This window comes from Nostoc sp. JL23 (genome assembly GCF_017115065.1).
Classification (GTDB): domain Bacteria; phylum Cyanobacteriota; class Cyanobacteriia; order Cyanobacteriales; family Nostocaceae; genus Nostoc; species Nostoc punctiforme_A.
Map to the genome: position 1 here is coordinate 122,157 of NZ_JABXKN010000033.1, position 22,939 is coordinate 145,095.

Annotated in this window: 21 protein-coding genes; 7 read left to right on the forward strand and 14 right to left on the reverse strand. The window is 43.1% G+C overall.

Features of this window, described 5'->3' with window-relative positions:
- Positions 1-225: 225 nt before the first annotated feature.
- From fbp to opcA, 4 genes are all read left to right on the forward strand, one after another.
- On the forward strand, positions 226-1,275 hold the full coding sequence (fbp, locus tag HWQ42_RS05475) for a class 1 fructose-bisphosphatase (RefSeq protein WP_094347243.1): 1,050 nt from the start codon (positions 226-228) through the stop codon (positions 1,273-1,275).
- A 285-nt stretch (positions 1,276-1,560) separates the two neighbouring features.
- Positions 1,561-2,706, forward strand: a complete 1,146-nt coding sequence (gene tal / locus HWQ42_RS05480; protein WP_292809999.1) for a transaldolase — start codon at positions 1,561-1,563, stop codon at positions 2,704-2,706.
- A gap of 170 nt (positions 2,707-2,876) precedes the next feature.
- Complete coding sequence (gene zwf, locus HWQ42_RS05485; RefSeq protein ID WP_292810035.1) at positions 2,877-4,406, forward strand: glucose-6-phosphate dehydrogenase; 1,530 nt, start codon at positions 2,877-2,879, stop codon at positions 4,404-4,406.
- A gap of 169 nt (positions 4,407-4,575) precedes the next feature.
- Positions 4,576-5,952, forward strand: coding sequence for a glucose-6-phosphate dehydrogenase assembly protein OpcA (gene opcA / locus HWQ42_RS05490; RefSeq protein ID WP_292810001.1), 1,377 nt, complete (start codon positions 4,576-4,578; stop codon positions 5,950-5,952).
- 198 nt (positions 5,953-6,150) lie between these two features.
- Here the strand turns inward: opcA and HWQ42_RS05495 are convergent, their stop codons facing one another.
- Together HWQ42_RS05495 and HWQ42_RS05500 are read right to left on the reverse strand one after the other, a co-directional pair.
- A complete protein-coding gene (locus HWQ42_RS05495; protein ID WP_292810003.1) occupies positions 6,151-6,390 on the reverse strand; it encodes a hypothetical protein in 240 nt (79 codons plus the stop codon).
- Positions 6,391-6,495: 105 nt separating this feature from the next.
- Positions 6,496-7,131 carry a glutathione S-transferase gene (locus tag HWQ42_RS05500; protein WP_292734043.1) on the reverse strand — a complete coding sequence of 212 codons (636 nt, stop codon included), beginning with the start codon at positions 7,129-7,131 and terminating at the stop codon, positions 6,496-6,498.
- A 235-nt stretch (positions 7,132-7,366) separates the two neighbouring features.
- On the opposite strand from HWQ42_RS05500, the gene HWQ42_RS05505 reads away from it, so the two are divergent.
- Positions 7,367-8,776, forward strand: a complete 1,410-nt coding sequence (locus HWQ42_RS05505) for a cobyrinate a,c-diamide synthase (RefSeq protein ID WP_292810005.1) — start codon at positions 7,367-7,369, stop codon at positions 8,774-8,776.
- Positions 8,777-9,073: 297 nt separating this feature from the next.
- Here HWQ42_RS05505 and HWQ42_RS05510 read toward each other — a convergent pair whose 3' ends face one another.
- The 4 genes from HWQ42_RS05510 to HWQ42_RS05525 all read right to left on the reverse strand — a co-directional run bounded on the left by HWQ42_RS05510 (position 9,074) and on the right by HWQ42_RS05525 (position 13,645).
- A complete protein-coding gene (locus HWQ42_RS05510) occupies positions 9,074-9,496 on the reverse strand; it encodes a TerB family tellurite resistance protein (RefSeq protein ID WP_099103810.1) in 423 nt (140 codons plus the stop codon).
- A gap of 57 nt (positions 9,497-9,553) precedes the next feature.
- Complete coding sequence (gene rsmB, locus HWQ42_RS05515) at positions 9,554-11,053, reverse strand: 16S rRNA (cytosine(967)-C(5))-methyltransferase RsmB (protein ID WP_292810008.1); 1,500 nt, start codon at positions 11,051-11,053, stop codon at positions 9,554-9,556.
- Between the two features lie 140 nt (positions 11,054-11,193).
- On the reverse strand, positions 11,194-12,645 hold the full coding sequence (locus tag HWQ42_RS05520) for a glycoside hydrolase 100 family protein (RefSeq protein WP_292810038.1): 1,452 nt from the start codon (positions 12,643-12,645) through the stop codon (positions 11,194-11,196).
- An 865-nt stretch (positions 12,646-13,510) separates the two neighbouring features.
- Positions 13,511-13,645, reverse strand: coding sequence for a hypothetical protein (locus HWQ42_RS05525; protein ID WP_292810010.1), 135 nt, complete (start codon positions 13,643-13,645; stop codon positions 13,511-13,513).
- 167 nt (positions 13,646-13,812) lie between these two features.
- On the opposite strand from HWQ42_RS05525, the gene HWQ42_RS05530 reads away from it, so the two are divergent.
- Positions 13,813-15,498, forward strand: coding sequence for a SulP family inorganic anion transporter (locus HWQ42_RS05530; RefSeq protein WP_179067767.1), 1,686 nt, complete (start codon positions 13,813-13,815; stop codon positions 15,496-15,498).
- 190 nt (positions 15,499-15,688) lie between these two features.
- On the opposite strand, the gene HWQ42_RS05535 is transcribed toward HWQ42_RS05530, so the two are convergent.
- The 3 genes from HWQ42_RS05535 to HWQ42_RS05545 form a co-directional block, all read right to left on the reverse strand.
- The gene (locus tag HWQ42_RS05535) at positions 15,689-16,327 is read right to left on the reverse strand and encodes a pentapeptide repeat-containing protein (RefSeq protein ID WP_292810013.1); all 639 of its coding nucleotides are present in this window, start codon (positions 16,325-16,327) and stop codon (positions 15,689-15,691) included.
- A 129-nt stretch (positions 16,328-16,456) separates the two neighbouring features.
- Positions 16,457-16,579 carry a hypothetical protein gene (locus HWQ42_RS05540; protein ID WP_292810015.1) on the reverse strand — a complete coding sequence of 41 codons (123 nt, stop codon included), beginning with the start codon at positions 16,577-16,579 and terminating at the stop codon, positions 16,457-16,459.
- Positions 16,569-17,243 (reverse strand): cadmium resistance transporter, encoded by a 675-nt coding sequence (locus HWQ42_RS05545; protein WP_292734020.1) that lies wholly within the window; start codon positions 17,241-17,243, stop codon positions 16,569-16,571. The genes HWQ42_RS05540 and HWQ42_RS05545 overlap by 11 nt, the downstream gene beginning before the upstream one ends.
- A gap of 587 nt (positions 17,244-17,830) precedes the next feature.
- On the opposite strand from HWQ42_RS05545, the gene HWQ42_RS05550 reads away from it, so the two are divergent.
- Complete coding sequence (locus tag HWQ42_RS05550) at positions 17,831-18,271, forward strand: Crp/Fnr family transcriptional regulator (protein ID WP_069074674.1); 441 nt, start codon at positions 17,831-17,833, stop codon at positions 18,269-18,271.
- Positions 18,272-18,397: 126 nt separating this feature from the next.
- On the opposite strand, the gene HWQ42_RS05555 is transcribed toward HWQ42_RS05550, so the two are convergent.
- From HWQ42_RS05555 to HWQ42_RS05575, 5 genes are all read right to left on the reverse strand, one after another.
- Positions 18,398-18,625: a hypothetical protein gene (locus HWQ42_RS05555; RefSeq protein WP_292734014.1), complete on the reverse strand. Its 228-nt coding sequence runs from the start codon at positions 18,623-18,625 to the stop codon at positions 18,398-18,400.
- A gap of 203 nt (positions 18,626-18,828) precedes the next feature.
- Positions 18,829-19,869 carry a D-alanine--D-alanine ligase gene (locus HWQ42_RS05560; protein WP_292810017.1) on the reverse strand — a complete coding sequence of 347 codons (1,041 nt, stop codon included), beginning with the start codon at positions 19,867-19,869 and terminating at the stop codon, positions 18,829-18,831.
- 186 nt (positions 19,870-20,055) lie between these two features.
- Entirely contained in the window at positions 20,056-20,442 is a 387-nt protein-coding gene (locus HWQ42_RS05565; RefSeq protein ID WP_292810019.1) for an SET domain-containing protein, read from the reverse strand.
- A gap of 229 nt (positions 20,443-20,671) precedes the next feature.
- Positions 20,672-21,832 carry a KamA family radical SAM protein gene (locus HWQ42_RS05570; protein WP_292810021.1) on the reverse strand — a complete coding sequence of 387 codons (1,161 nt, stop codon included), beginning with the start codon at positions 21,830-21,832 and terminating at the stop codon, positions 20,672-20,674.
- Between the two features lie 419 nt (positions 21,833-22,251).
- Positions 22,252-22,527 carry a Uma2 family endonuclease gene (locus tag HWQ42_RS05575; protein WP_292810023.1) on the reverse strand — a complete coding sequence of 92 codons (276 nt, stop codon included), beginning with the start codon at positions 22,525-22,527 and terminating at the stop codon, positions 22,252-22,254.
- Positions 22,528-22,939 lie beyond the last annotated feature (412 nt).

Here is a 22,939-nt window from a genome sequence, read left to right on the forward strand (position 1 = left end):
AGTTTGTGGATAGGATGTGTAGCCATACCCACCCGCTTCAGAAAGTCATGTTAAGTCGAAGTAGCTAGGTTCTGGGTGCAGGGGTAACTGAAGATTCATTTCTTTAGTTTATCTAAAGTCGCATCTAAGTTATCAAATTACCTTTCTAAGATAGAAGCAGCAACTATAAGTTGCTATAGATGACTAAAACCCAATTAACAGCTAGTGGCTGCGGAGAACATAAAAATGACTAAAGCGCCAGAATCTTTAGACTTATCTGCCTACGATGCTACAGACAGAGCCTTAGATCGTGACTGTACAACCTTATCCCGTCACGTCCTCCAACAACTTCAGAGTTTTTCGCCAGATGCACAGGATTTAAGTGCGCTGATGAATCGCATCGCCCTAGCCGGGAAACTGGTTGCTCGTCGCATGAGTCGCGCTGGTTTAATGGAAGGCGTTCTGGGATTTACTGGCGAAGTTAATGTCCAAGGCGAATCCGTCAAAAAGATGGATGTTTATGCCAATGATGTATTTATATCAGTGTTTAAGCAAAGCGGCTTAGTCTGTCGCCTCGCGTCTGAGGAAATGGAAAATCCTTACTACATCCCGGAAAATTGCCCCATTGGCCGTTATACCCTGCTGTATGACCCAATTGATGGCTCCTCCAATACTGATAATAATCTCAGCTTGGGTTCCATTTTCGCCATTCGCCAACAAGAAGGAACTGATAGCGATGGTAAGGCAACTGACCTCCTCACCAACGGACGTAAGCAGCTTGCCGCCGGATACATCCTGTATGGGCCTTGCACAATGCTGGTTTATACTATAGGTAAGGGGGTTCATTCCTTTGTTCTCGATCCCAGCTTAGGAGAGTTTATTCTTACAGAAGAAAATATTCGCATTCCTAACCACGGTTCTGTTTACAGCGTGAACGAGGGTAACTTTTGGCAGTGGGAAGAATCGATTCGAGAATACATTCGCTACGTTCATCGCACAGAAGGCTACAGCGCTCGTTATAGCGGCGCAATGGTGAGCGACATCCATAGAATTTTGGTTCAAGGCGGCGTGTTTCTCTACCCAGGCACAATTCAAAACCCTGAAGGAAAATTACGCTTGCTTTATGAAACTGCTCCTCTCGCCTTTTTAATTGAGCAAGCAGGTGGCCGTGCTACTACAGGACTGGTAAATATCTTGGATGTGGTGCCAAAAAAACTGCATCAGCGCACGCCTTTAATTATTGGCAGCAAAGAGGATGTCGCCAAGGTGGAGTCTTTTATTCAAAACGGACACTAGAAGACAATTCGTAATTACTGTTACGTAAGGGTTTTAGACGTTTTACAAGAGTGAATTATGTCCTCAGTGCTGTACTCTCATCTGCCATTAATTAAACGTTAATCATGGTGATTTAAGATTGGGAATGCAAAATAGGGCTTTTTGAAGATCAATTAAGGATTATCTCAGCTGGCCGATGCAATAAGTGATTGGCAACGCCACAATTCAAAAGTAACCATCAATATTTGATGCGTTTTGCCAAATTTACTTAGAAACATCACTATACAGGAGTGAAATAAACTAGCTATGTCTACCAATCATCTACTAGAAATTAACCAATACGGTCAAAGTATCTGGATGGATAATTTGACCCGTGACATTATTCAATCAGGTGAACTCAAAGACATGGTTGAAAATCAAGGTATATCTGGGATTACTTCTAACCCAGCTATCTTTGAAAAAGCGATCGCTGGTAACGTTATTTATGATGCCGATATCGAAGCCGGAGTTCGGGCTGGCCTACCCATAGACAAAATTTACGAATCCCTAGTTTTTGCAGATATCCGTAATGCGTGTGATATTTTACGCCCTGTTTATGAAGCCTCGAATAGACTAGATGGTTATGTGAGTATTGAAGTACCGCCAACCATTGCCCATGATACCGAAGCAACAATAGCCGAAGCCCGCCGCTATTTCCAAGAAATTGGTCGGGAAAATCTGATGATTAAAATTCCTGGTACAGAACCTGGTTTGCCAGCAGTGGAACAGGTAATAGCCGAAGGGATGAATGTTAATATTACGCTGCTGTTTTCTGTAGAAAGCTATATAAACACAGCAATGGCTTATATTCGGGGCTTAGAAAAACGGCTGGCTGAAGGTAAGGACATCAGTAAAATTGCTTCAGTCGCTAGCTTCTTCCTCAGCCGGATCGATAGCAACATTGACGGCAAGATTGATGCTAAGTTGAAAAAAGGCGTTGATGATATTTCCGTGGAAGCAAAGCTAAGAGCTGTGAAAGGGAAAGTAGCGATCGCTAACGCTAAGATTGCGTATCAAGAATACAAGAAAATCATTAGAAGCGAGCGTTGGCAAGAGTTGGCAGCAAAAGGGGCTACACAACAACGGCTACTTTGGGCTAGCACCAGCACCAAAGACCCCAACTACAGAGATGTGATGTATATCGAAGAGTTGATTGGCCATGATACCGTCAACACCGTACCACCAGCGACCATTAAAGCTTGTGCCGATCATTGTAACGTAGGCGATCGCTTAGAAACTGATGTAGACAAAGCTTACACGCTGATCGAAAACCTCAAAGATCCAGACATCAACATCGATCTCGATAACGTAATGGATGAACTGTTAGTCGATGGTATTGACAAGTTTATCCAGCCCTTCCAGTCCTTGATGAACTCTTTAGAAGACAAGATCAAGGTATTGTCACCAGTGTAGGGACTGGGTATTGGGGACAAGGGGACAAGGGAAGAGGGACAAGGGGACGAGGAGAACAAGGGGACAAGGAAAATAACCCATGCCCCATGCCCCATGCCCCATGCCCAATGCCCAATGCCCCATGCCCAATGCCCAATCTCAAAATCCAAAACCCAAAATCCAAAATTGTTATGGTTAGTCTGCTAGAAAATCCCTTGCGCGTTGGTCTGCAACAACAAGGGATGCCCGAACCCCAGATTATAGTCATTTTTGGCGCTTCTGGCGATCTCACCTGGCGCAAACTAGTGCCAGCACTTTACAAATTGCGGCGAGAACGGCGTATTCCCCCAGAAACGACAATTGTCGGTGTGGCACGTCGAGAATGGAGCCATGAGTACTTCCGCGAACAAATGCAAAAGGGCATGGAAGAAGCCCATCCTGATGTCGATTTAGGGGAACTCTGGCAAGATTTCTCTCAAGGTCTGTTCTATAGTCCTGGGGATATAGACAACCCCGAAGGCTACCAGAAACTAAAAAACTTATTGAGTGAATTAGACGAAAAACGGGGCACGCGAGGTAATCGCATGTTCTACCTCTCGGTTGCCCCTTCATTCTTTCCAGAAGCGATTAAGCAGTTAGGAAGCGCCGGGATGCTAGAAGATGCCTACAAACATCGTCTAGTAGTTGAAAAACCCTTTGGTCGAGACTTGGCTTCTGCCCAGAGTCTCAACCAAGTGGTACAAAAATTTTGTAAAGAAAACCAAGTATACCGCATTGACCACTACTTGGGTAAAGAAACAGTCCAAAATTTGCTGGTGTTTCGCTTTGCCAATGCGATTTTTGAACCGTTGTGGAATCGTCAATTTGTTGACCACGTGCAAATTACCGTGGCAGAAACCGTGGGAGTGGAAGACCGGGCTGGTTACTATGAAAGCGCCGGCGCACTACGGGATATGTTGCAAAACCATTTAATGCAACTTTACTGTCTAACGGCAATGGAAGCACCCAACGCAATGGATGCCGACAGCATCCGCACAGAAAAAGTGAAGGTACTCCAAGCTACTCGTTTAGCTGATGTTCACAATCTGTCGCGGTCAGCAGTACGCGGTCAGTATAGTGCTGGCTGGATGAAAGGTCAAGCAGTGCCAGGGTATCGGACAGAACCAGGCGTTGATCCCAACTCCACCACACCGACTTATGTCGCCATGAAGTTTCTGGTAGATAACTGGCGCTGGAAAGGTGTTCCTTTCTACTTGCGTACCGGGAAGCGGATGCCGAAAAAAGTCAGCGAGATTGCCATTCACTTCCGCGAAGTTCCATCTCGGATGTTCCAATCTGCTGCCCAACAGACAAACGCCAATATTTTGACGATGCGGATTCAGCCAAATGAAGGTATTTCCCTGCGTTTTGATGTGAAAATGCCGGGGGCAGAATTCCGTACTCGTTCCGTTGACATGGACTTTAGTTATGGTTCCTTTGGCATCCAAGCTACATCTGATGCCTACGATCGCTTATTCCTTGATTGTATGATGGGCGATCAAACATTGTTCACCCGCGCGGACGAAGTAGAAGCCGCTTGGCAGGTAGTAACGCCAGCCCTTTCCGTTTGGGATGCACCCGCCGACGCCAATACTATTCCCCAATATGAAGCTGGAACCTGGGAACCAACAGAAGCAGAATTCTTAATTAACCAGGATGGCCGTCGCTGGCGCAGACTTTAGAAAGTTAGAAGTGATGAGTTAATAGTTAGGAGTAATAAATTATGAGTTTTTGAGTTAATAATTTCAGTTATTCTAACTTTTAACTCCTAACTCCTAACTTTTAACTCCTAACTTCTAACTTTTAACTCCTAACTGATTCACCAAACAAAGCTGACAACTCAAAACTACTATGGCTCCCCAAGCTTCTACAATTTATTCACTTCAGACGCCAAAAGATATTTCGCTTAACGAAATAGAAGCGGAACTTAATCAAATTTGGCAAAGTTACGGCATTACTGGCGAGGACGGTGGGCTTCCTGCTGCCACTCGCGCCACAACATTTACCTTAGTGGTTTACGAACCCGAAGAAACCCAGTATCTTTTGGCTACTTTGGGATTTTACAACGGCCCGCTTGACGGAATTTTAGGGCCTCAGATGGTATCTGCCTTGCGGCAAGTGCAGAGAAAACATGCACTACCAGATACTGGAACAGCAACACCTGAAACCCTGGCTATCTTGAGAGAAGAATTCATCAAACGTCAAGGAAACGGCGCTGCGGGAGACAATGCTTCTATTGAACTTCCCAGCTTAAATGCCCCAAGCCCCAGAATTGCTGATGAAATCGCCCTCCGCAACCCTTGCCGGATCATCGCGCTATTTCCCATTACTGGCGAAGATCAAGGGGTGAAAGCTCAAGTTTCTGCCTATTGCCCGATCCAAAAGCAATCGTCAAGCACACTAATTTGCTGCGAATACATCACTATCAGCGGTACTGCTGCTGCCTTAGAACGCATCGGTGGTATGATTCCAGCATTGTTGATTGGTGGCTTACCAAAGTTTCTCTGGTGGAAAGCAACACCAGACCCCAATAACAGTCTATTCAAGCGGTTGGCAGCCGTCTGCAATAATGTGATTGTAGATTCTTGCCGCTTTAACGAGCCAGAAAGTGACTTACTCCGCCTCCAAGAATTGGTGGACAGTGGGGTTCCCCTGGCTGACCTCAACTGGCGTCGCCTCTCAGCATGGGAGGAATTGACAGCTGAAGCTTACGACTCACCTCATCGTCGGGCTGCCCTGCGGGAAGTTGACCGAGTAACTATTGATTACGAAAAAGGCAACCCTGCACAAGCATTACTGTTTTTAGGTTGGTTGGCAAGTCGTCTAGAATGGCAGCCTATTTCCTATAAAAAGGAAACCGGAGATTATGACATCACTCGCATTAACTTTGTTGCCCAAGACCAACGGGAAATAGAAACCGAATTAGCGGGCGTTCCCCTTGCTGATGTGGGTGATATTGCTGGCGACTTGATTGCTTTGCGCCTCAGTTCGACCAATCCGAAGGCAGACTGTGGTACGGTAATTTGTTCGGAAACTGGTGGTTGTATGCGGATGGAAACCCACGGCGGCGCTCAATCTGCTGGTCTATTTCAACAGGTGACTTCACTTTCAGAACAAAAGGCGGAAGCTTTGCTGAGTCAGCAGGTACAACGCTGGGGTCGTGAGTCACTTTTTGAAGAAAGTCTAGGGATTACAGCGAATATTTTCAAGTTGACAACAAATAGTTAGTTGCGCCTGGAAACAATAAAAGTTACCAAAATTGGCGAAATCAAACACAAACTCTTCAGATTTTTGGATATTTCAATCATCTGGAGGGTTTTTCTATTTTCCTTGGAGGCAAGAGACGCGATGAATCGCCGTCTCTACAAGAATCAATCCTTTGTATATACGGCGATTTATAGCGTCTTTGGGGATCAATAATTTTCATCAAAAAACCTTAACCGAACCGTATTGCATTAACATAGCAAGTCGATGCATTGGCATAGCAGGTCGATGCATTGGCATAACAGGTTGATGCATTAACATAGCAGGTCGATGCATTAACATAGCAGGTCGATGCATTAACATAGCAAGTCGATGCATTGGCATAGCAGGTCGATGCATTAACATAGCAAGTCGATGCATTAACATAGCAGGTCGATGCATTAACATAGCAGGTCGATGCATTAACATAGCAGGTCAAGACGTGGACAGCTTTAGAAGACTTTTGTGTACACCGTAGCCTTGCTTAAGAGAAGAATTTAGGGTGAGGTTTCGATTCATTCAAGAAGTCTATTGAAAGGATATGTCGTATTTGCCTCCACGCTCAAGAGCGGTTTTGTAAGCAGGTCGCCCATGAATGCGCTCGACAAATTCTTTGAGCTTTGGCCGGTTTTTGACCTCTTCGGGGAGTGCAGCGACTACTTCCAGAGGAAAGCTCATTTGGATATCGGCGGCGGTAAATTCATTGCCTGCAAACCACGTATTTTTACGGAGTTCGTCTTCTATGTAGTCAAAGTGAAGTTTGATTTGGGGCGCGACGAATCCGCTAACTACACTGCTGTCGCCTGCCCCGAAATTGTTCAATACCAGCCGCATTACTAGTGGTGGCATTGCCGAACCTTCGGCATAATGCAGCCAATACTTATAGCGCAGATGCTCTGGCGTACCGGATGCCGGGACTAGCCGACCATTACCATAGCGATCAACTAAGTATTCGATAATTGCACCCGACTCAGCGATCGTCAAGTCTGCATCTGTGATTACTGGTGATTTGCCGAGGGGATGGACTTGGCGTAGCGACTCCGGTGCCATCATCGTCTTGGGATCGCGTTCATAGAATTTGATCTCGTATTCGATACCTAATTCTTCCAGCAGCCACAGCACACGCTGCGATCGCGAGTTGTTAAGATGATGCACAGTTATCATAAAACGTTCCTCTTCTGGTAGCTTATTGCTATCTGACTCTCGGCTAATTTCCAACTATACTATTAGACTTTTTCAGCCTAACTCCCCTAATTGGCTGGTTTTCTTGTTTCTAATTGGTATAAGTTTGAGTTAGTTGGTTTGATAAACCCGTGTATCTGCTTTTGCAAAAAGCGACGATGGACGCACAGCCAATAGTCAAAATAGTTGCTACATAAAAACCTAATTTGTTTCATTTATGGCTTTAGTCATTGCCGGGGAACGTAGTGGGGTGGGTAAGACAACAGTCACGCTCACCCTTTTAGCATCTTTACGCCGTCGCGATCGCTTGGTGCAATCTTTTAAGGTGGGGCCAGACTACATCGATCCGATGTTTCATCAACACGTAACTGGTCGTGCTTGTCGCAATTTAGACCCCGTATTGACTTCTGAAGCTTACGTTCAGCAATGTTTTACCCGTCATAGTCAACTGAGTGAATACTCCCTAGTGGAAGGGGTAATGGGGTTGTTTGATGGAATTGGGCATAGGGAATTGGGCATGGGGCATGGGCAAGAAAAGCAAAAATCAACTGACTTTGCAAGTACGGCACACATTGCGCGGCTGTTAGATTTACCTGTGGTGTTGGTGATCGATTGCAGTCGTTTATCTGGTTCTGTAGCTGCGATCGCGCACGGCTATCGATCTTTTGATCCCCGAATTAAAATAGCTGGGGTAGTATTAAATCGTGTGGGAAGCGATCGCCATCTCTCTCTCCTCAAAGATTCTCTAGAACCCTTACAGTTAAACATTCTCGGCGTAATGCGCCGTCAAGATAATATCACAATTCCTGATCGCCACCTGGGTTTAGTACCCACAGCCGAACTTCCTGAACTCAACGCTTTAATCGATCGCCTCGCCGATTTAGGAGATACTTGCTTTGACTGGCAACGCTTATTACCTTTGTTAAAATCAGAACCTCTTTCTCCCTCTGCTTCAGCCTCCTTATCTCCCTTATCCCCAGTTAGGATTGCAGTAGCCCGCGATCGGGCTTTTAATTTTTACTACCAAGATAATCTCGATTTGCTGCAACAACTTGGTGCAGAATTGGTTTTCTGGAGTCCCTTAGAAGATGCTGGTATACCAAAAGATATCCAGGGAATGTATTTTGGCGGTGGTTTCCCGGAAGTTTTTGCCCAGCAACTCGCAGAAAATACTAGCGTTTGTCATGCTGTGAAAACGGCAATACTTAAAGGAATGCCTACGGTTGCCGAATGCGGAGGATTGATGTATCTGTGTGACCAAATTATCGATTTTGAAGGTAAATCTTGGTCAATGGCGGGAGTGCTACCAACATCTGCTGTGATGGGTGGGCGTTTAACTTTGGGCTATCGTCGTGCAGTCGCTTTGCAAGATAATTTGTTAGTTAAAGCAAATACAACTGTTTACGGACATGAGTTTCATCGTTCCCATTTAACCTTAACTCCCACTCAGCCCCTATTTGAAACTTCTCGCTACGATTGTGAAGAAAATATGGGATGTGAAGGATGGGGTTTACCTGCAAATATTCATGCTTCTTATGTTCATCAGCATTGGGGAGAAAGTAGAGAAATTCCCCAGCAGTTTCTTAAAGAATGTCTAAAAGTAGCATCTTCAGGAATGTGGATTTAAGCAAGCGCAAAACCCAGTAAGGTAAATTACACCAATTTTCAGGGAAATAGCTTAAGACTTCTTCTCTCTGTGTTCTCTGTGCCTCTGCGGTTAAATCAATTACTTTTGAACCACAGAGGCACAGAGAGCGCTGAGAAAAAACAAGAGATTTGACAAGTCACCTTGAAAGGGCTAGTCCTATAGCTATAAAAATTACCTAAAGAGGTACGCATATTTCCGAGGGTATGGGGACGAAGAGACGCAAGGAGGCAGTGAGATAATTCACCGCCTCCTTTTGGATTAACTCATAACTCCATGTTAGTTTTGGACTTCAACCCAACGGCGGTAAAGCTTTTGAATTTGTTTGAGAAGCGCAGTGTGAGCTGGTTGAGTTGACTCATTCGGCTTCACTATATCCTGCAATTCTGTCAGGAGTCTGGCTTCTTCAACGGCAACTTCACCATCGCTATAAATTAAGCCACTGATGGCTTCAATCAGATTTTCGCAATCTTCAAGACTGGGGCGATCGCCTAGATACTCCCGCACCCAGTCGTAGCATTCTTTTGGCTGCACAGGAACTAATTCGTACAGCCAAGGCTTAATTTCTGGATCATTAGCTAAACCTTTTGCTTGAGCTATTTCGCGGAGATATTGCCGTTCTTCTGGCTGGATTCTGCCATCGATCCAGGCGGCTCCAATCAGGATTTTAACTAAGTTTTTTACATTGGAAGGGGAAACCATTGCTGCCTCCTCTGGTAGATTCAGGCCTCCACCAAATCGTACAATCCCAAACAGTATTCATTCGGAATTATTGGTTTTTCTTAAGCGCACCATAAAAAAACCATCCATGTCCTGTCGATGGGGCCAAAGTTTAAACCAACCTTGAGGTGTCCTCTCGGTAGAATCAGGTAACTCAACGCCGCTGGGAAACTCAATTTGCCAATCAGGTGACTCAGCTAAAAATGCCGAAATTACTTCTTCATTTTCCGCTGGATGCAATGTACAGGTGGCATAAACTAGTACACCACCGGGTTTGACAAAAGTTGATGTATGTGTCAACAATTCTCGTTGCAGTACCGAAAGTTCTTGGACGGATTCTGGTGTCTGTCGCCAACGCGCATCAGCATGACGGTGCATGGTTCCCAAACCAGAACATGGAGCATCGAGTAATACTCGGTCTGCGGTGTTTTGAAATTGATTGAAGTGGCGACTGTCGCCAGTGTAAATTTGAATAGATTGTAAATTTAGCCGTTGAGAATTTTCTTGGAGTTTGCGAAGACGAGAAGGAGTGCGATCGCAAGCCCAAATTTTCCCTTTATCTGCCATTAACTCAGCGATGTGGGTTGTTTTCCCCCCTGGTGCAGCACAGGCATCAATTACCACTTCACCTGGTTGGGGGTCGAGCAAATGACCTACCAATTGAGCGCTAGCATCTTGTACAGTCCACCAACCTTCTTTAAAACCCGGTAGTTTTTGAATTGACCCAGTATTACCAATAAATCGTAAAGCTTGAGGTAAATGAGGAATCCGGCTCACCAAAATACCGACAGATTGCAAAGCCGCCTCAACTTCCTCGATGGAAATGCGAAGTGGATTGATGCGTAAGTCAATTGTTGGTGGTTGGTTCATCCATTCACACAGTTTTTCTGTATCGGCTAAACCCAATTGTTCTAACCAAACTTGAATAATCCAGTCAGGAAAACTGTGTAAAATGCCCAAGCGTTCCACCTGACTTTTAAAAGTTAACGCGAAACCTAACCCCCCAGCCCCCTTCCCTACTAGGGAAGGGGGAGAATTCAAAGCCTCTCCCCTTTTAGGGGAGAGGTTTGGAGAGAGGTTTTCCAGATCCGGTGAAAAGTCAGAAAATTCTACTGGATTTTCTGGAAGTTGTAACGGATCGCCCTTTATCTTCTCTGCAAGGCGGATGTATTGTCGTAATAGACCGTTAACAAAACCCGTGAGTCCAGCAAAACCGTTTTCTTTAGCGAGTTGGACTGTGGTATTAACAGCAGCTGAGGCGGGAATACGCTCTTGATAACGCAGTTGATAAAAGCCTAGATGTAAGATGGTACGCAGGTCTTGTGGTTGTTGATGAGATTTCTTTTTAGCGAGTTGATCGATGAGAGTATCGAGGGTGCGTTGCCTTCTGACGCTCCCATAAACCAATTCTGTCACTAAGCGGCGATCGTTATCAGGCAAATTAACTTTTTGTAGTACTCTATCTAGGGCAACATCAGCATAAGCCCCCTTATGAACATCTCGTAGGGCGATAAAAGCTAATTGACGGGGGTTTGTCATGAAAACACGATTCAGGAGTCAGGAGGCTTTTGTATTCTAACTCCCAACTCTGCCAATTTTAGATTTTGAATTTTAGATTTCGGATTGAAGTAAAAATCTAAAATCTAAAATCCAAAATTGAATAACTCCCAACTTTCCTATCAAGTCATATAGGGGTCTACACTGGCAATTTCAAACTCACACGCTCTAGAAACCTGTTCTGCTGGTAATTTTCCAAAGCTGATTAATGGTAAAGAAGTGGGGTCTGCCATCAATTCTTTTGCTAATAAGAACCCAGTGATTGTCCAAGTTTGATATTTCCTAGCTTGTTTCCCAATCAGTCGCCCTTTTTTCCCATCGTAATACTCTGGCCATTCATCTGTACTAAGGCGTCCTTGGGCAGTTTGAATCGCCTTTTGTGCGAGATTTGTTCTATTAGTTTTCACAGCCGCCGCCGCCAACATCCACATTAAAACTGGCCAACTACCAGCATTATGATACGACCAAGGTATATTTTTGGGGTCACATCCAGTCACAATTCTGTATTCTTCATGTTCCAAAGCTGGGAAACAAATTTTCATTGGCATATCTCCCACCAAATCATCCCATCGTTCCTCAATGAGAGTCATAATCGCTTGTGACTGTTCTTCGGTGGCTAAGTCGGAAATGATTGCCATTAAGTTTCCGAGTGAAAAGAAGCGAGTATCTAGCTGTGATGGACCAACATTACCTGCTAGATAACCACCTTTTTTTGGTAGCCACTTATCTAATTCATAATAAGGCACGGAATCTACATATATGTTGAATAGATTAACAGCAGCTTTGCCATATTCTTCACTTTTGAAGCGATAAATTGCATTCAGACGATTAATATCTATCCAATAATGCTGGCGAATATGAGCGCATAAAAGAGGTAAACGGTTATCAATGGCTTCAACAATATCAGAATTACCTTTACAAATTAGCAGTTCACGAGATGCACGCAATGCCGTGTAAAAGAGGACTTGCAATTCTAAAGGATGCCCATAAATGCCCATACGACGGTCAATCATACAAGCGCCATCTGGAACCAATAGTGTTGGGTACATATCAAAACGATTCGCCAAGCAGATTTCCATGATTAACCTGATACCATTTTGGAATTCAGGTTGATAGGCGAGAGAAAAATCTTCTGTGGCGACTACATAAGCGCGCAATAGAATAATCCACCATAGGCAAGAATCTACAGGTGTAACTCTAGCGATCGCATGTTCACCAAAGTCTGCTTCTAAATATTCTTTTCCATTGTCTGATACCACTTTAAAGCTAGCTGGTATTAATCCTCTTCCCGGCTTATAGGCATCTAATGCCTTTTCTTTAGGCTGTAACTTTAAGGTTTCTTCTAAGAAATTACGAACAATATCGGTTCTACCTTTGATCAGAAAAATTAGAGCAGAAGAAACAAAATCCCGAACAAAGCACTGATCGTAATTGAGCGCCTCTACAGAGGCATCATAAGCGGCTACTGTCCCAACAGGGCGACCTTGATAATAGAGAATTGATTTTTCTAGTGCTAGCCATGCTTCTTCCACTTCTTTTAAATTCTCAGTAGTTTCCAATTCGTTTAGGTGCATTGACAGAATAACTCCATAAGGATTGTGAATTTGTGGTAGATGTGTGTTCATTTATTATTTTTGCTATTCTCAGCATAACAAAAACGATTCTTTGAATAGCAAACATAATTAGGCAAAAAAATAATCAACAATTGCTAACATTTATGCAAATTTATTGTTAGTTCATTGCTTGTAATCTATTACTATTTTGGTGAATTATAGTTATTGTTCTCCACCATAAGTAGTAACATGATTGCTAAAAACAGTCACCTAAGATATATTTTTAGATTATTTATTGTTCCGTTGTCTGTCCAGAATCTTTGCTTTACCAAATAAAAACATATCTTCAGTGGTGTTTAGGATCTGTGTGAAATTAAAACTGGTTGCAGTATATTTACTTGAGCAGGATTAGTTTTTGACACTAAGAAGTCAGATTTTCCCCTATTATCTAATAATTTATAACGTTTTTTCTGAATATGCAAGATGAAGGCTAGAAAATTTTAATATGTCAATACTTCTCAAGGGTTAAATATCTTACCCTGCTGACAGATGATATGGGATGTTTATCGGAGTGCATTAAAAATAATCAAGAGTGCTGAGTTGAAATACCGCCTATTCTATTGATTGTTTATGCCCAAAAAACATACCAAACCGCATTATCTGCTTTTGTATTGGAGCTTGTTTGGGCTATGAAAAAGTTACAATTACACGGCTTTCTGATACATCAGATGGTAATTCTGAAAGTTATATATTACCGTTCTTGTACACTCCTTCAATCGATTGCAACATTAGTATTTACCAAATTTGTACTAATGTAAATTATAAAGTTAATACTAAAAAGATGCTGATTTTCTTAAAAACATCAAATTTTTAGGCTGCACTGACGCTAGCTGCTACCGTACCTTACTTCCCCATGTTCGAGCTTATCTGCCAAAACACGCAGAGCTTTAAACCTACAAGCCGTAGCTCTGCTAAAAAACTCTGTAGCGATCGCCAACTTTTCTATACACGCTATATCCATTATGTCAATCAAACCTGCGCTTTTATTAATCAGCAAATAGGCGAACTTGAACCAAAACCCATACGCAATCAGGGAATTATCAACAACCCTGATGAAATCTACAGAAAAGATGGAATAACATTTGTGTGTGCTTCAACAAATTGTGTATAAGAGTTGAAAATGACGATATGGCAACATCTGATATCCTCAAAGAACCATTGCTTTTGCGCTTGAGTCGCTTGTTTGGTGGACTGCGTGGCGATTTGACGGGAGGACTAACAGCAGCAGTGGTAGCATTGCCTTTGGCTTTAGCCTTTGCGGTAGCCAGTGGTGTGGAACCAAAGGCGGGACTTTACACCGCGATTGTGGCGGGAATTGTCGCCGCAATTTTTGGTGGTTCCTCAGTACAGATTACAGGGCCAACAGGTGCAATGGCTGTGGTTTTGGTGGGAATTGTCGCCAAGTACGGCCTTGAGAAAGTTTGGATTGCTGGGGTAATGGCTGGGATTATCCAGATTGCCTTGGGGGTTGCCAAACTTGGACAGTTAGTAAAGTTTATTCCCTATCCGGTGACGGCAGGTTTTACTAATGGTATTGCCGTCATTATTTTTTGCGGTCAGTTAAATAATTTCTTTGGTTTAAAATTACCACGTAGCGAACATTTTTTGCCGGGACTGTGGCAAAGTCTAACTCATGTGGAAGCTCTAAATTGGGCAGCAGTTGCCTTAGCAGTTGTGGTGATTGCAACTAATGTTTTATGGCCCAGAATCAATACGACAATACCAGGTTCTTTAGTGGGACTGGTGTTAGCTACTGCGATCGCTTCTGCTTTCCATCTGAATGTACCAACAATTGGCACGATTCCTCAATCTTTACCGATGCCTCAAGGTATTCCCCACTGGAATGATTTTAGTGTGATTCGGGAACTAATTAACCCGGCTTTGGCTTTAGCTGCACTGGGGAGTATTGAATCGTTGCTATCGGCGGTGGTGGCTGATGGTATGACTGTCAGCGAGAAACATAATAGCGATCGCGAATTAATTGGTCAAGGCTTGGCTAATATGATTGTGCCATTTTTTGGTGGTATCCCTGCCACTGGTGCGATCGCTCGAACTGCTGTAAATGTCCGTTCTGGCGGCAAAACCCGACTATCTGGGGTAATTCACGGTCTTGCTTTAGCCATCATCGTTTTAACTTTAGCACCCCTAGCAGCGCAGATTCCTTTAGCAGCACTTGCTGGAATTTTGATGGTGGTTAGTCTGCGGATGATTGAGTGGGAAGCCATTGGTTTATTAATGCGTGCTACCTACTCCGACTTTGCTGTGATGATTCTCACCTGGTTGGTGACAATCTTGTTTGACTTAGTTCTCGCTGTCGAAGTGGGATTGATTGCAGCCGGAGCCTTGTTCATCAAACGGATGAGCGATTTAAGCTTAGTTAAAATACCTGAAACTGAAGTATTTCCCCCTGGTACTCCTCTGGAATTAGGTAAGGAAATTGCCGTTTATCGGGTAGATGGCCCCGTATTTTTTGGTGCTGCTGAACGATTTGCTACCTTCCTCCGCGATGAACCGGAAGTGAAATATTTAATTTTGCGGTTGCGGTTTGTGCCAAATATGGACACAACTGGATTAGTAGCCTTAGAAGATATTTATCATGACTTGGAACGGCACAATTGCCGCTTAATTCTCACAGGTTTACAACCCGAAGTCCAACAACTACTAGAACGTACAGGATTGTTAAATACAATTGGCTTATCAAATTGTTTTGAAACAACTACAGAGGCGATTTGCTCTATCTCTCCTCAGATTGCATGTTCTCAACCGATAGCAGCTGATTTGAAAACAAAAGAATTGATGGAATTAATTGACTAACAATATTTGGCCAATTCAATACCCAAAGAACCAAAGAGGATTTCTTAAAAGTCGCAAAGTATACTAAAAACTAAAGCCTGATTCAGCAATGAATACAGGCTTTTGATGTTTTTGATTAAATTTGCACAAAGAACTTTAGTAAATAGACCACGCGATAGGGGCGCAAGGCCTTACACCCCTACAACAGATGTCACTGAATAGCGAATCCTTCCGGTCTGATTGCATCTTCCAAATCAACGCCCATCAGGTTAGCTCCCTGGATGTTTGCATTTGTCAGATTTGTATTTTCCAAGTCTGCGTTCTGTAGGTTAGCGGTTTGCAGGTTTGCTCCCAGGAGATTGGCTTTCTCTAAATCTGCATCGAAAAGGTTCGCTCCCGTCAGATTTGCTCCCAAAAGGTTTACTTTGCCTAAATCTGCTCCTTGAAAGTTAGCCCCTTGTAAGTTTGTTTGCTGTAAGTTAGCCCTTTCTAAGTCTGCATTTTGTAAGTTAGCACCCTCCAAGTTTGCCGCTTGCAGGTTTGTGTCCTTTAACAATGCCCCAGTTAGGTTACAACCAACACATTCATTGGTTTGTAATAAACGTCTAACGTTGTCTGCTACAGACACTATTGGCGATACAACCGGAGATATTACTGGTGCTGTCACAGGCTCCATTGGCAATTCAACTGGAGATATTACTGGAGCTAGTTCGGATTCTGTAGTTATAGATGGTGTTAGTGTTTGCGCTCTAGCGCTAGGCTGGATAAGCAGAGTAAATCCCGCGACAAATACCAGAAACACTGCTTTTGCGAGCCACTGAGTTAATTTTTTAGAGTTTGATTGATTCATTATTTCCTTCATAATCTGATTCCTATTAGTGGGCTTGCTTTTATAAGAGCCATCGATAATGTGCTTTATTCTCACTTTAGATAACTGGATTGATAAGAGCAAATATTATTGTTATTCATATTGATAAATTCAAGTGATTACAAAATCTTTTTCGATGGGAAACGATCGCTGATTTTTTTGCTTACATTCAAGAATTGCGATCGCGTGGAGCGTCCACTGGAGGGGGGCGATCGCCTCATACTTAGTTCCCAAGCATTGCCAGACTAGGTAAAAGTCGATATGTTTCACTTTTAATTAAGATAGAGAGTCCTAAGTAAATTAAGATAAAGGGGAAGATTTTTCGACCATAGCGAGTTAGAACGGGAGTCATCAGAGGATTACGAGTCAGGTTGTAAGAGAGTAAGCACCACATCCCAATACTGCAATAGCAAACACAGACAATTACGCCCAAACTTGGAAGATTGCTACTGGCAAACAACGGTACATAAATTCCAATGTTGTTTCCTCCATTGGCAATGGTGACAGCAGAAACACGGTAAGTTTGAGGATCGCGGATGATTGCGAATAGTGATTTCTTCTGGCGTCCAGATTTGACAGGAGAGTTTAAGTCAACAGACACAGCTTGCACCGTCTCTTCTTCCTCTTGTCGACTGATGAGATTACTGATCCCAATGGTGATGGGAAGTAAACCTAGTAAACCAATCCAGCTGCTAGGGATGAGCAGACCGCCGAAGAAACCAGGTAGACTGGCGCATACTAAGGTAGTAAATCCCAGAAATTCACCGATAACAATATGCTTAGGACGAAAGTTACGATTGACTTTCCCGAAGAAAGCCGTCAAATATAAGTTGTCGTCAAAGGTGGTTGCAAAAGCGACAGAGATTCCAATCAATAATGTACTAATTAGCCAAGCCATAATTGTTGCTCACAGTAATTCAATGCTGTTTGTCTTAGTCCTCTCTGCTATCTCAATGTGAGGGCAGTTTAGGAGATTTTGTGACTGTTTTTTAACGACAACCGGTCGATATTCGTTATTTATCAGCCAATTACCCAATTTTTAGAGGCATCGCCTCCAATTAAATTGGTGATTTTTTTCTCAGCAAGGTACCTTGGGAGCTCATGAAGTCAATATTATGGCTTTAAGCCCAATAAGAGCAAATACTCTTGTTTTTTAAAATGATAAATAAAAGTGATTGACAATTTTACTAGATGTTTTGGGCTTTGTACCCATTGACACTGACCAGGGGAAAAGGGAAAGAAAAAACCTTTAACCTTTCCCCTAAACCAAATTCTGAGTTCAAAATGCCCAAAACGAGTAGTATTGAATACTGAGCTATTGTTTGAGAAACTTCTATGCAATCGCTCTTATTGAAGAGAACCCTTGTCAGATAGTAAAGCCTCAGATATCCTTGACGGCTAGCATTCAACATCGGTAATATGACTAATCGCCCTCTGACTTCAGTTTTGAGATGTTCAGTAATGTTGGATTTTTAACTTGTAATTATGTTAACCAGTGTTGACCGTTTATTATTTGTCCGGCGAGTCCCGATTTTTAAGGAATTGCGGGATGATTTTATTGTGCGGCTCACTTCAGTGATGAACGAATTGTCATTCCCAGCTAATTACACCATCTTTCGACAGGGAGAAGAAGGGCGATCGCTCTATATTGTCGTGTCCGGTCGAGTTAAAGTTCACATTGGGAACAAACAGTTGGCAGAGGTGGAACAAGGAAAATACTTTGGTGAGATGGCAGTATTTGATACTCAACCTCGCTCCGCCACCGCAACGACTCTCGAACCTTGTGAATTTTTAGAACTGACGCAAGAGCAACTGTATGATGCGATCGAAGAAACTCCCGAAATTGCGGTGAATATTATTCGTGAGTTATCCCGTCTAATTCGCAGATTGAACGACGATATGAATGTAACTTCTTTGCGGAGTTAATAGACAATTGCAGAGACGTAGTACTGCTACGTCTCTACAAAGTTTCTGGATAATGTAAAATGTGGTTCAAAATAAATCAAAACTGCTGTAAGTTTGATTATTAAACTCAGCACTCATCACTGATTATTACTTAGGGTCGCCCAGACCTGGAGTTTCTTCTTTATCAACTTTAGGCACAAAATCAGGACGTTCTTTGCTTTCCCAACCTGCGGGGCGTTTCGAATTGTACCAAGCTATTGACCCAATGGTGACAGCAGCAATAAAACCAACGACATACACCAAGGTAAAAGCAACTGGAAAATGAGGCGCAGCATCTATAGCTGGTGCTGCTGTTTGCATAAATAATAAATTCATGAGTATATTCTCCACAGTTAGGTGACACTATTTAACACACTATAAGATGAGCGTATCACTTAACATCCCTCTGTAGTTTAGTTTGAGCAACTTCATATTGCATAAAAAAGGGCAGAGGGGCGGGGGAAGTAGCTGATATGTGTAGGTTTATTGCACCTAATTGTAAAATACCTACAACCGTCAGCCTGCCCCCTGCCTCTTGTTCAGCATTTATATCTTTGCCATGCAGACTCGACTATTTGAGCAATGATTTCTGTGTATGTCATACCACCTAAACGCCCCATAATTGGCAAGTCTGAGCGGACATGATGTAATCCTGGCAATGGGTTAAGCTCCATAAACTGCAACACACCGCTAAGATCGCAGCGCAGATCCACGCGGGCAGCGTCACGGCAACCAAGAGTATGGTAAGCATCCAGCGCCAGTTGTCTTGCCTGTGCTGCCAGTGGTTCAGGATCTATGAGCAAACGATAAGATACCCGTTCCAAATACTCATCTTTGTTGAGGGTGGTGTAGGCAAAAGCTTCCACTTGTCCTGTAAAAATTACTTCCATCACACCTACTACCCGTGAGTTGCTATTATTGCCAATAATGCCTACTGTTACTTCTCTACCAGGAAGAAAGGTTTCCACAAGTATTGGTTGCTGAAAAAGTTCGTGTAACGCTTGATAAGCATTTACTAGCTCCTCGCGTTCTTTGACAAGAGAACGCCCAGTTACGCCTTTAGAACTGCCTTCCGCCATAGGCTTAAGGAAAAGTGGCATTGGCAGCGAGACAGATGCTGCTTCTGCGGTAGTATTCACGACCTCAAAGGGAGCTGTCGGCAAACCGCGATCGCGCACTACTCTCTTAGCAAGCGCTTTGTCTAACGTCAGGGCACAGGTAAGCGGATCGGAAAAGGTGTAAGGTTGAGTGAATAATTCGCAGACTGCCGGAACTTGAGCTTCACGAGAGCGACCCTTTAAACCCTCAGCAATATTGAAAACCAGATCCCAGCGATCGCCTTTTGCCAAATGCCGAGCAAGTTCTCTACCATTACCAACACGTTCAACCTGATGACCTAACTGCAATAGTGCAGTTTCTAGCCCGATGATAGTTTCTTCATCGTCAAACTCCATCACCTCAGAGGCACTGAAACCAGCCTTAAGGTAGTCTGCCTTCAGGTCATAACACAGACCAATAAATAACCCCATAGCCCGATAATTCCCAGCGAGAAAGCTTTCTCTGTTAGCTTTAATGTACAAATTAGGTATCTTAATTAAGGAATTCCGATTACTATAGCGATTCTCAATTGGGTGAAATACAGACCTAACCCCCAGCCCCTTAAGAGCTAGCGTTGGGGAGTGAGCATCAAAGCCTCTCTCCTTTTAAGAGAGAGGAATGGAAGTGAGGTCAAAATGTATTTTCCATTCGAGAAGTGCTATAAATCCTTAATTAAGCGAAAATATCTCATCAACAACCTCAAACCATATAGGAGATTTATCATCAGGAGAACCGTTGTAGTTAGCAGTAATTTCTTCTCCCACTTCTATATCTCGGTAGGCAATCAGATCCAACTCTCGGTCAGCGAATTTTTTCACATAATAAGTATTGGGATTGTAGGAATGGTTGATCAAGGAAGATAAACCTAGAGCGATCGCCGCAGCTTTATCTTCCCAATCGTAGTAATAGTTGCCCAAAATTGTTTTATCTAGGAATTCAACCTGTGCTGCGGGTATAACAACAACTGGCACTCTCTCAACGAGTTCTCCTTTCAAAAAGCGCTTCTGTGCGAAGACACCTCGATCTTTTAGGTTTGTATTACCAACAATCAACATTCCAACTAATCTCCTGCTATTACTTAGTTTTTTGCTTTGCCAAGAACTCAATAGAAACATTTCAATCGGCTCTTTTAGATGATGGCGATCAACTCGTGTACAAATATATAGTGTTATATCAAGTCCGGTTAATCACTTATAATTACCGCATCTGTGCAAAAATCCCAAAAGCCTATTTCCCCAACAAGAATTGCGGTCTATAATGATAAGTCTTTAACCGGAAACGATATTACCCCTGCTCAACTGGATCTATATATGTATACGTCTTACCTGCCCAATTTTGCACTGTAGCTGTACCATTCTCATAAGCAACTAGAGTCTCGGCTTGAATTGGGACTTTGCCACCACCACCGGGGGCATCAATTACATAGGTTGGTACAGCATAGCCAGTAGTATGACCACGTAATTTAGAAATTAAATCAAGCCCAGTTTGCACACTCGTTCGCAGATGTGCAGTACCAACAACTGGATCGCATTGATAAAGATAATAGGGTCGTACACGCAGCTTGAGAAGACCGTGAAACAGATTCTTCAGGGCTTTTTCCGAATCATTCACACCTTTTAATAGCACGGTTTGACTGCCTAGAGGAATGCCGCCATCAGCGAGGCGATCGCAAGCTTGTGCGACTTCTGGGGTCAGTTCTCGCACATGACAAAAGTGCAAAGATAGCCACACGCGATGTTTACGAAGTAAGGCAACCAGTTCCGGTGTAATTCGCTGCGGTAAAAAACTCGGCACACGAGAACCAATGCGGATAAATTCAATATGCTTAATGGCACGCAGCCGCCTAAGCAAATTGTCTAAAGGTTCATCAGCTATCAATAGAGGATCGCCACCGGAAATTAGCACATCACGGATCTCGGTGTGTTCCTCCAGGTAAGCAGCGATCGCATCCAACCGCCGTGTTACTGGATACATCTCACCTTGGCTCACCAAACGAGAGCGGGTGCAGTAACGACAATAAGCGGCGCAACTATCTAGGGCAAGCAGCAACACTCGGTCAGGATAGCGGTGTACGAGTCCTGGTACTGGAGTATCGCCATCCTCACCGCATGGATCTACCATGTCTGCTGGACTAACTATTAGTTCTTCTTCCCGTGGTATCACTTGTAACCGTAGCGGACAAAGGGGATCTTCTGGATCAAGAAGTGATGCAAAGTATGGGGTTACGGCTACAGCAAACTTCTCTGGTGCAATTAAAAGTCCCTGTTCTTCTGTAGCACTAAGCCTTAATAACTTCTGAAAGTGTTCCAGCTTAGTCAACCGATGCCGCATTTGCCAGCGCCAATCGTTCCAGCGTTCTTGGTTGTAAGTCTCTCCCAAAATCTGACAAATTTCTTCACACCGAATATCAGTTACTAAAGGATCTAGAGTAGTGTTTTTGATCATGATTTAGAACTAAATTAAACTAAGAATAATAAACCAATCACAGCCTAGTAGAGTGCGACGCAAATCCAGCTACCATCTCAATTAAGCATACAAGTAAGTAGGAGCAATTCATAAATTGCCCTACTCAAACCCCTTGTTAAGGGTAAGCAAATTTCAGTTACAGTGTATTAGTATGTTTACTTATGTTTTTAGGTAAAATAAAAAACTATTTCAAGTTTAGTAATATACTTATGCTGTGATAATAGCGATCGCTCTTACAGTGCCTTTGTTAACTTGAGACGGTCAGACTTTCCGTTTGGTTGTCCCGTATTAATACATAAACAAATGTCGCATATTTAATTATGTAATGATTTTTTGGGGTGCGATCGCACTCAGAATCTGCACCAAAGCGATCGCTAGTCCTGAGTTGGCAACAGCTTTTAGTACGGAGATTGAGCTTTCCGGCTTTTTTCCTTTTCTCCTGGTGCTATTTTGAGCCGAACCTGCTTGGACTGGCGCGACACGTAAGGCAGGTCATTTTCTTGGCAGTGATTTTCTAAGTAGGCACACAGTCGCTCGATTAAATCCTCATGATTTGCATTTGGTTCTGATAATGGCACGGGAATCCCATCTGATAGCTCAAACTCTCTACCTGAACCATCGTCCCAGGCAAGAAACTCTTCAAAAGTCAGTGGTTGTGTGACGGTTGCGTACATCGCCCTCGCTCCCTTGCTGACGGGTACTTCACTCAATGCTACCAAGATGTACAGCTTTGTCTATGAGTCCTGGCTGATTTTTCTGCCGTAGTTCTGAAACAACAGATTGAGGTTGGTTAATGGAAGGTGATCGCGCATCACACTAGTGGCAAGCAATAAATAAATGGTGTTGCGATCAATATACGTACAATCATAAAAATTTTAACCAATCTAATAGTTAATCACGTAAAATTACGTAAGCTATTCAGCTTGTTTCCGATTATAAATAAATAGTGAAAATACTCAAATCTAGCTACACATTAACTAAATAAAACTGAAATTTATTGGAACTGTACAGAAAGTAAAAGTTCTGTAGTTAGGGACTTCCAAAGAATAAATTATTCCAAGAAAAACAAGAAATATGTTTTCTCAA

Bases quoted from the DNA above. Each gene is read 5' to 3' on its own strand.
- fbp (WP_094347243.1), top strand. From the start codon at position 226: ATGACTAAAGCGCCAGAATCTTTAGACTTATCTGCCTACGATGCTACA.
- tal (WP_292809999.1), top strand. From the start codon at position 1,561: ATGTCTACCAATCATCTACTAGAAATTAACCAATACGGTCAAAGTATC.
- zwf (WP_292810035.1), top strand. From the start codon at position 2,877: ATGGTTAGTCTGCTAGAAAATCCCTTGCGCGTTGGTCTGCAACAACAA.
- opcA (WP_292810001.1), top strand. From the start codon at position 4,576: ATGGCTCCCCAAGCTTCTACAATTTATTCACTTCAGACGCCAAAAGAT.
- HWQ42_RS05495 (WP_292810003.1), bottom strand. From the start codon at position 6,390: ATGCATCGACCTGCTATGTTAATGCATCGACCTGCTATGTTAATGCAT.
- HWQ42_RS05500 (WP_292734043.1), bottom strand. From the start codon at position 7,131: ATGATAACTGTGCATCATCTTAACAACTCGCGATCGCAGCGTGTGCTG.
- HWQ42_RS05505 (WP_292810005.1), top strand. From the start codon at position 7,367: ATGGCTTTAGTCATTGCCGGGGAACGTAGTGGGGTGGGTAAGACAACA.
- HWQ42_RS05510 (WP_099103810.1), bottom strand. From the start codon at position 9,496: ATGGTTTCCCCTTCCAATGTAAAAAACTTAGTTAAAATCCTGATTGGA.
- rsmB (WP_292810008.1), bottom strand. From the start codon at position 11,053: ATGACAAACCCCCGTCAATTAGCTTTTATCGCCCTACGAGATGTTCAT.
- HWQ42_RS05520 (WP_292810038.1), bottom strand. From the start codon at position 12,645: ATGCACCTAAACGAATTGGAAACTACTGAGAATTTAAAAGAAGTGGAA.
- HWQ42_RS05525 (WP_292810010.1), bottom strand. From the start codon at position 13,645: ATGGATATAGCGTGTATAGAAAAGTTGGCGATCGCTACAGAGTTTTTT.
- HWQ42_RS05530 (WP_179067767.1), top strand. From the start codon at position 13,813: ATGGCAACATCTGATATCCTCAAAGAACCATTGCTTTTGCGCTTGAGT.
- HWQ42_RS05535 (WP_292810013.1), bottom strand. From the start codon at position 16,327: ATGAATCAATCAAACTCTAAAAAATTAACTCAGTGGCTCGCAAAAGCA.
- HWQ42_RS05545 (WP_292734020.1), bottom strand. From the start codon at position 17,243: ATGGCTTGGCTAATTAGTACATTATTGATTGGAATCTCTGTCGCTTTT.
- HWQ42_RS05550 (WP_069074674.1), top strand. From the start codon at position 17,831: ATGTTAACCAGTGTTGACCGTTTATTATTTGTCCGGCGAGTCCCGATT.
- HWQ42_RS05555 (WP_292734014.1), bottom strand. From the start codon at position 18,625: ATGAATTTATTATTTATGCAAACAGCAGCACCAGCTATAGATGCTGCG.
- HWQ42_RS05565 (WP_292810019.1), bottom strand. From the start codon at position 20,442: ATGTTGATTGTTGGTAATACAAACCTAAAAGATCGAGGTGTCTTCGCA.
- HWQ42_RS05570 (WP_292810021.1), bottom strand. From the start codon at position 21,832: ATGATCAAAAACACTACTCTAGATCCTTTAGTAACTGATATTCGGTGT.
- HWQ42_RS05575 (WP_292810023.1), bottom strand. From the start codon at position 22,527: ATGTACGCAACCGTCACACAACCACTGACTTTTGAAGAGTTTCTTGCC.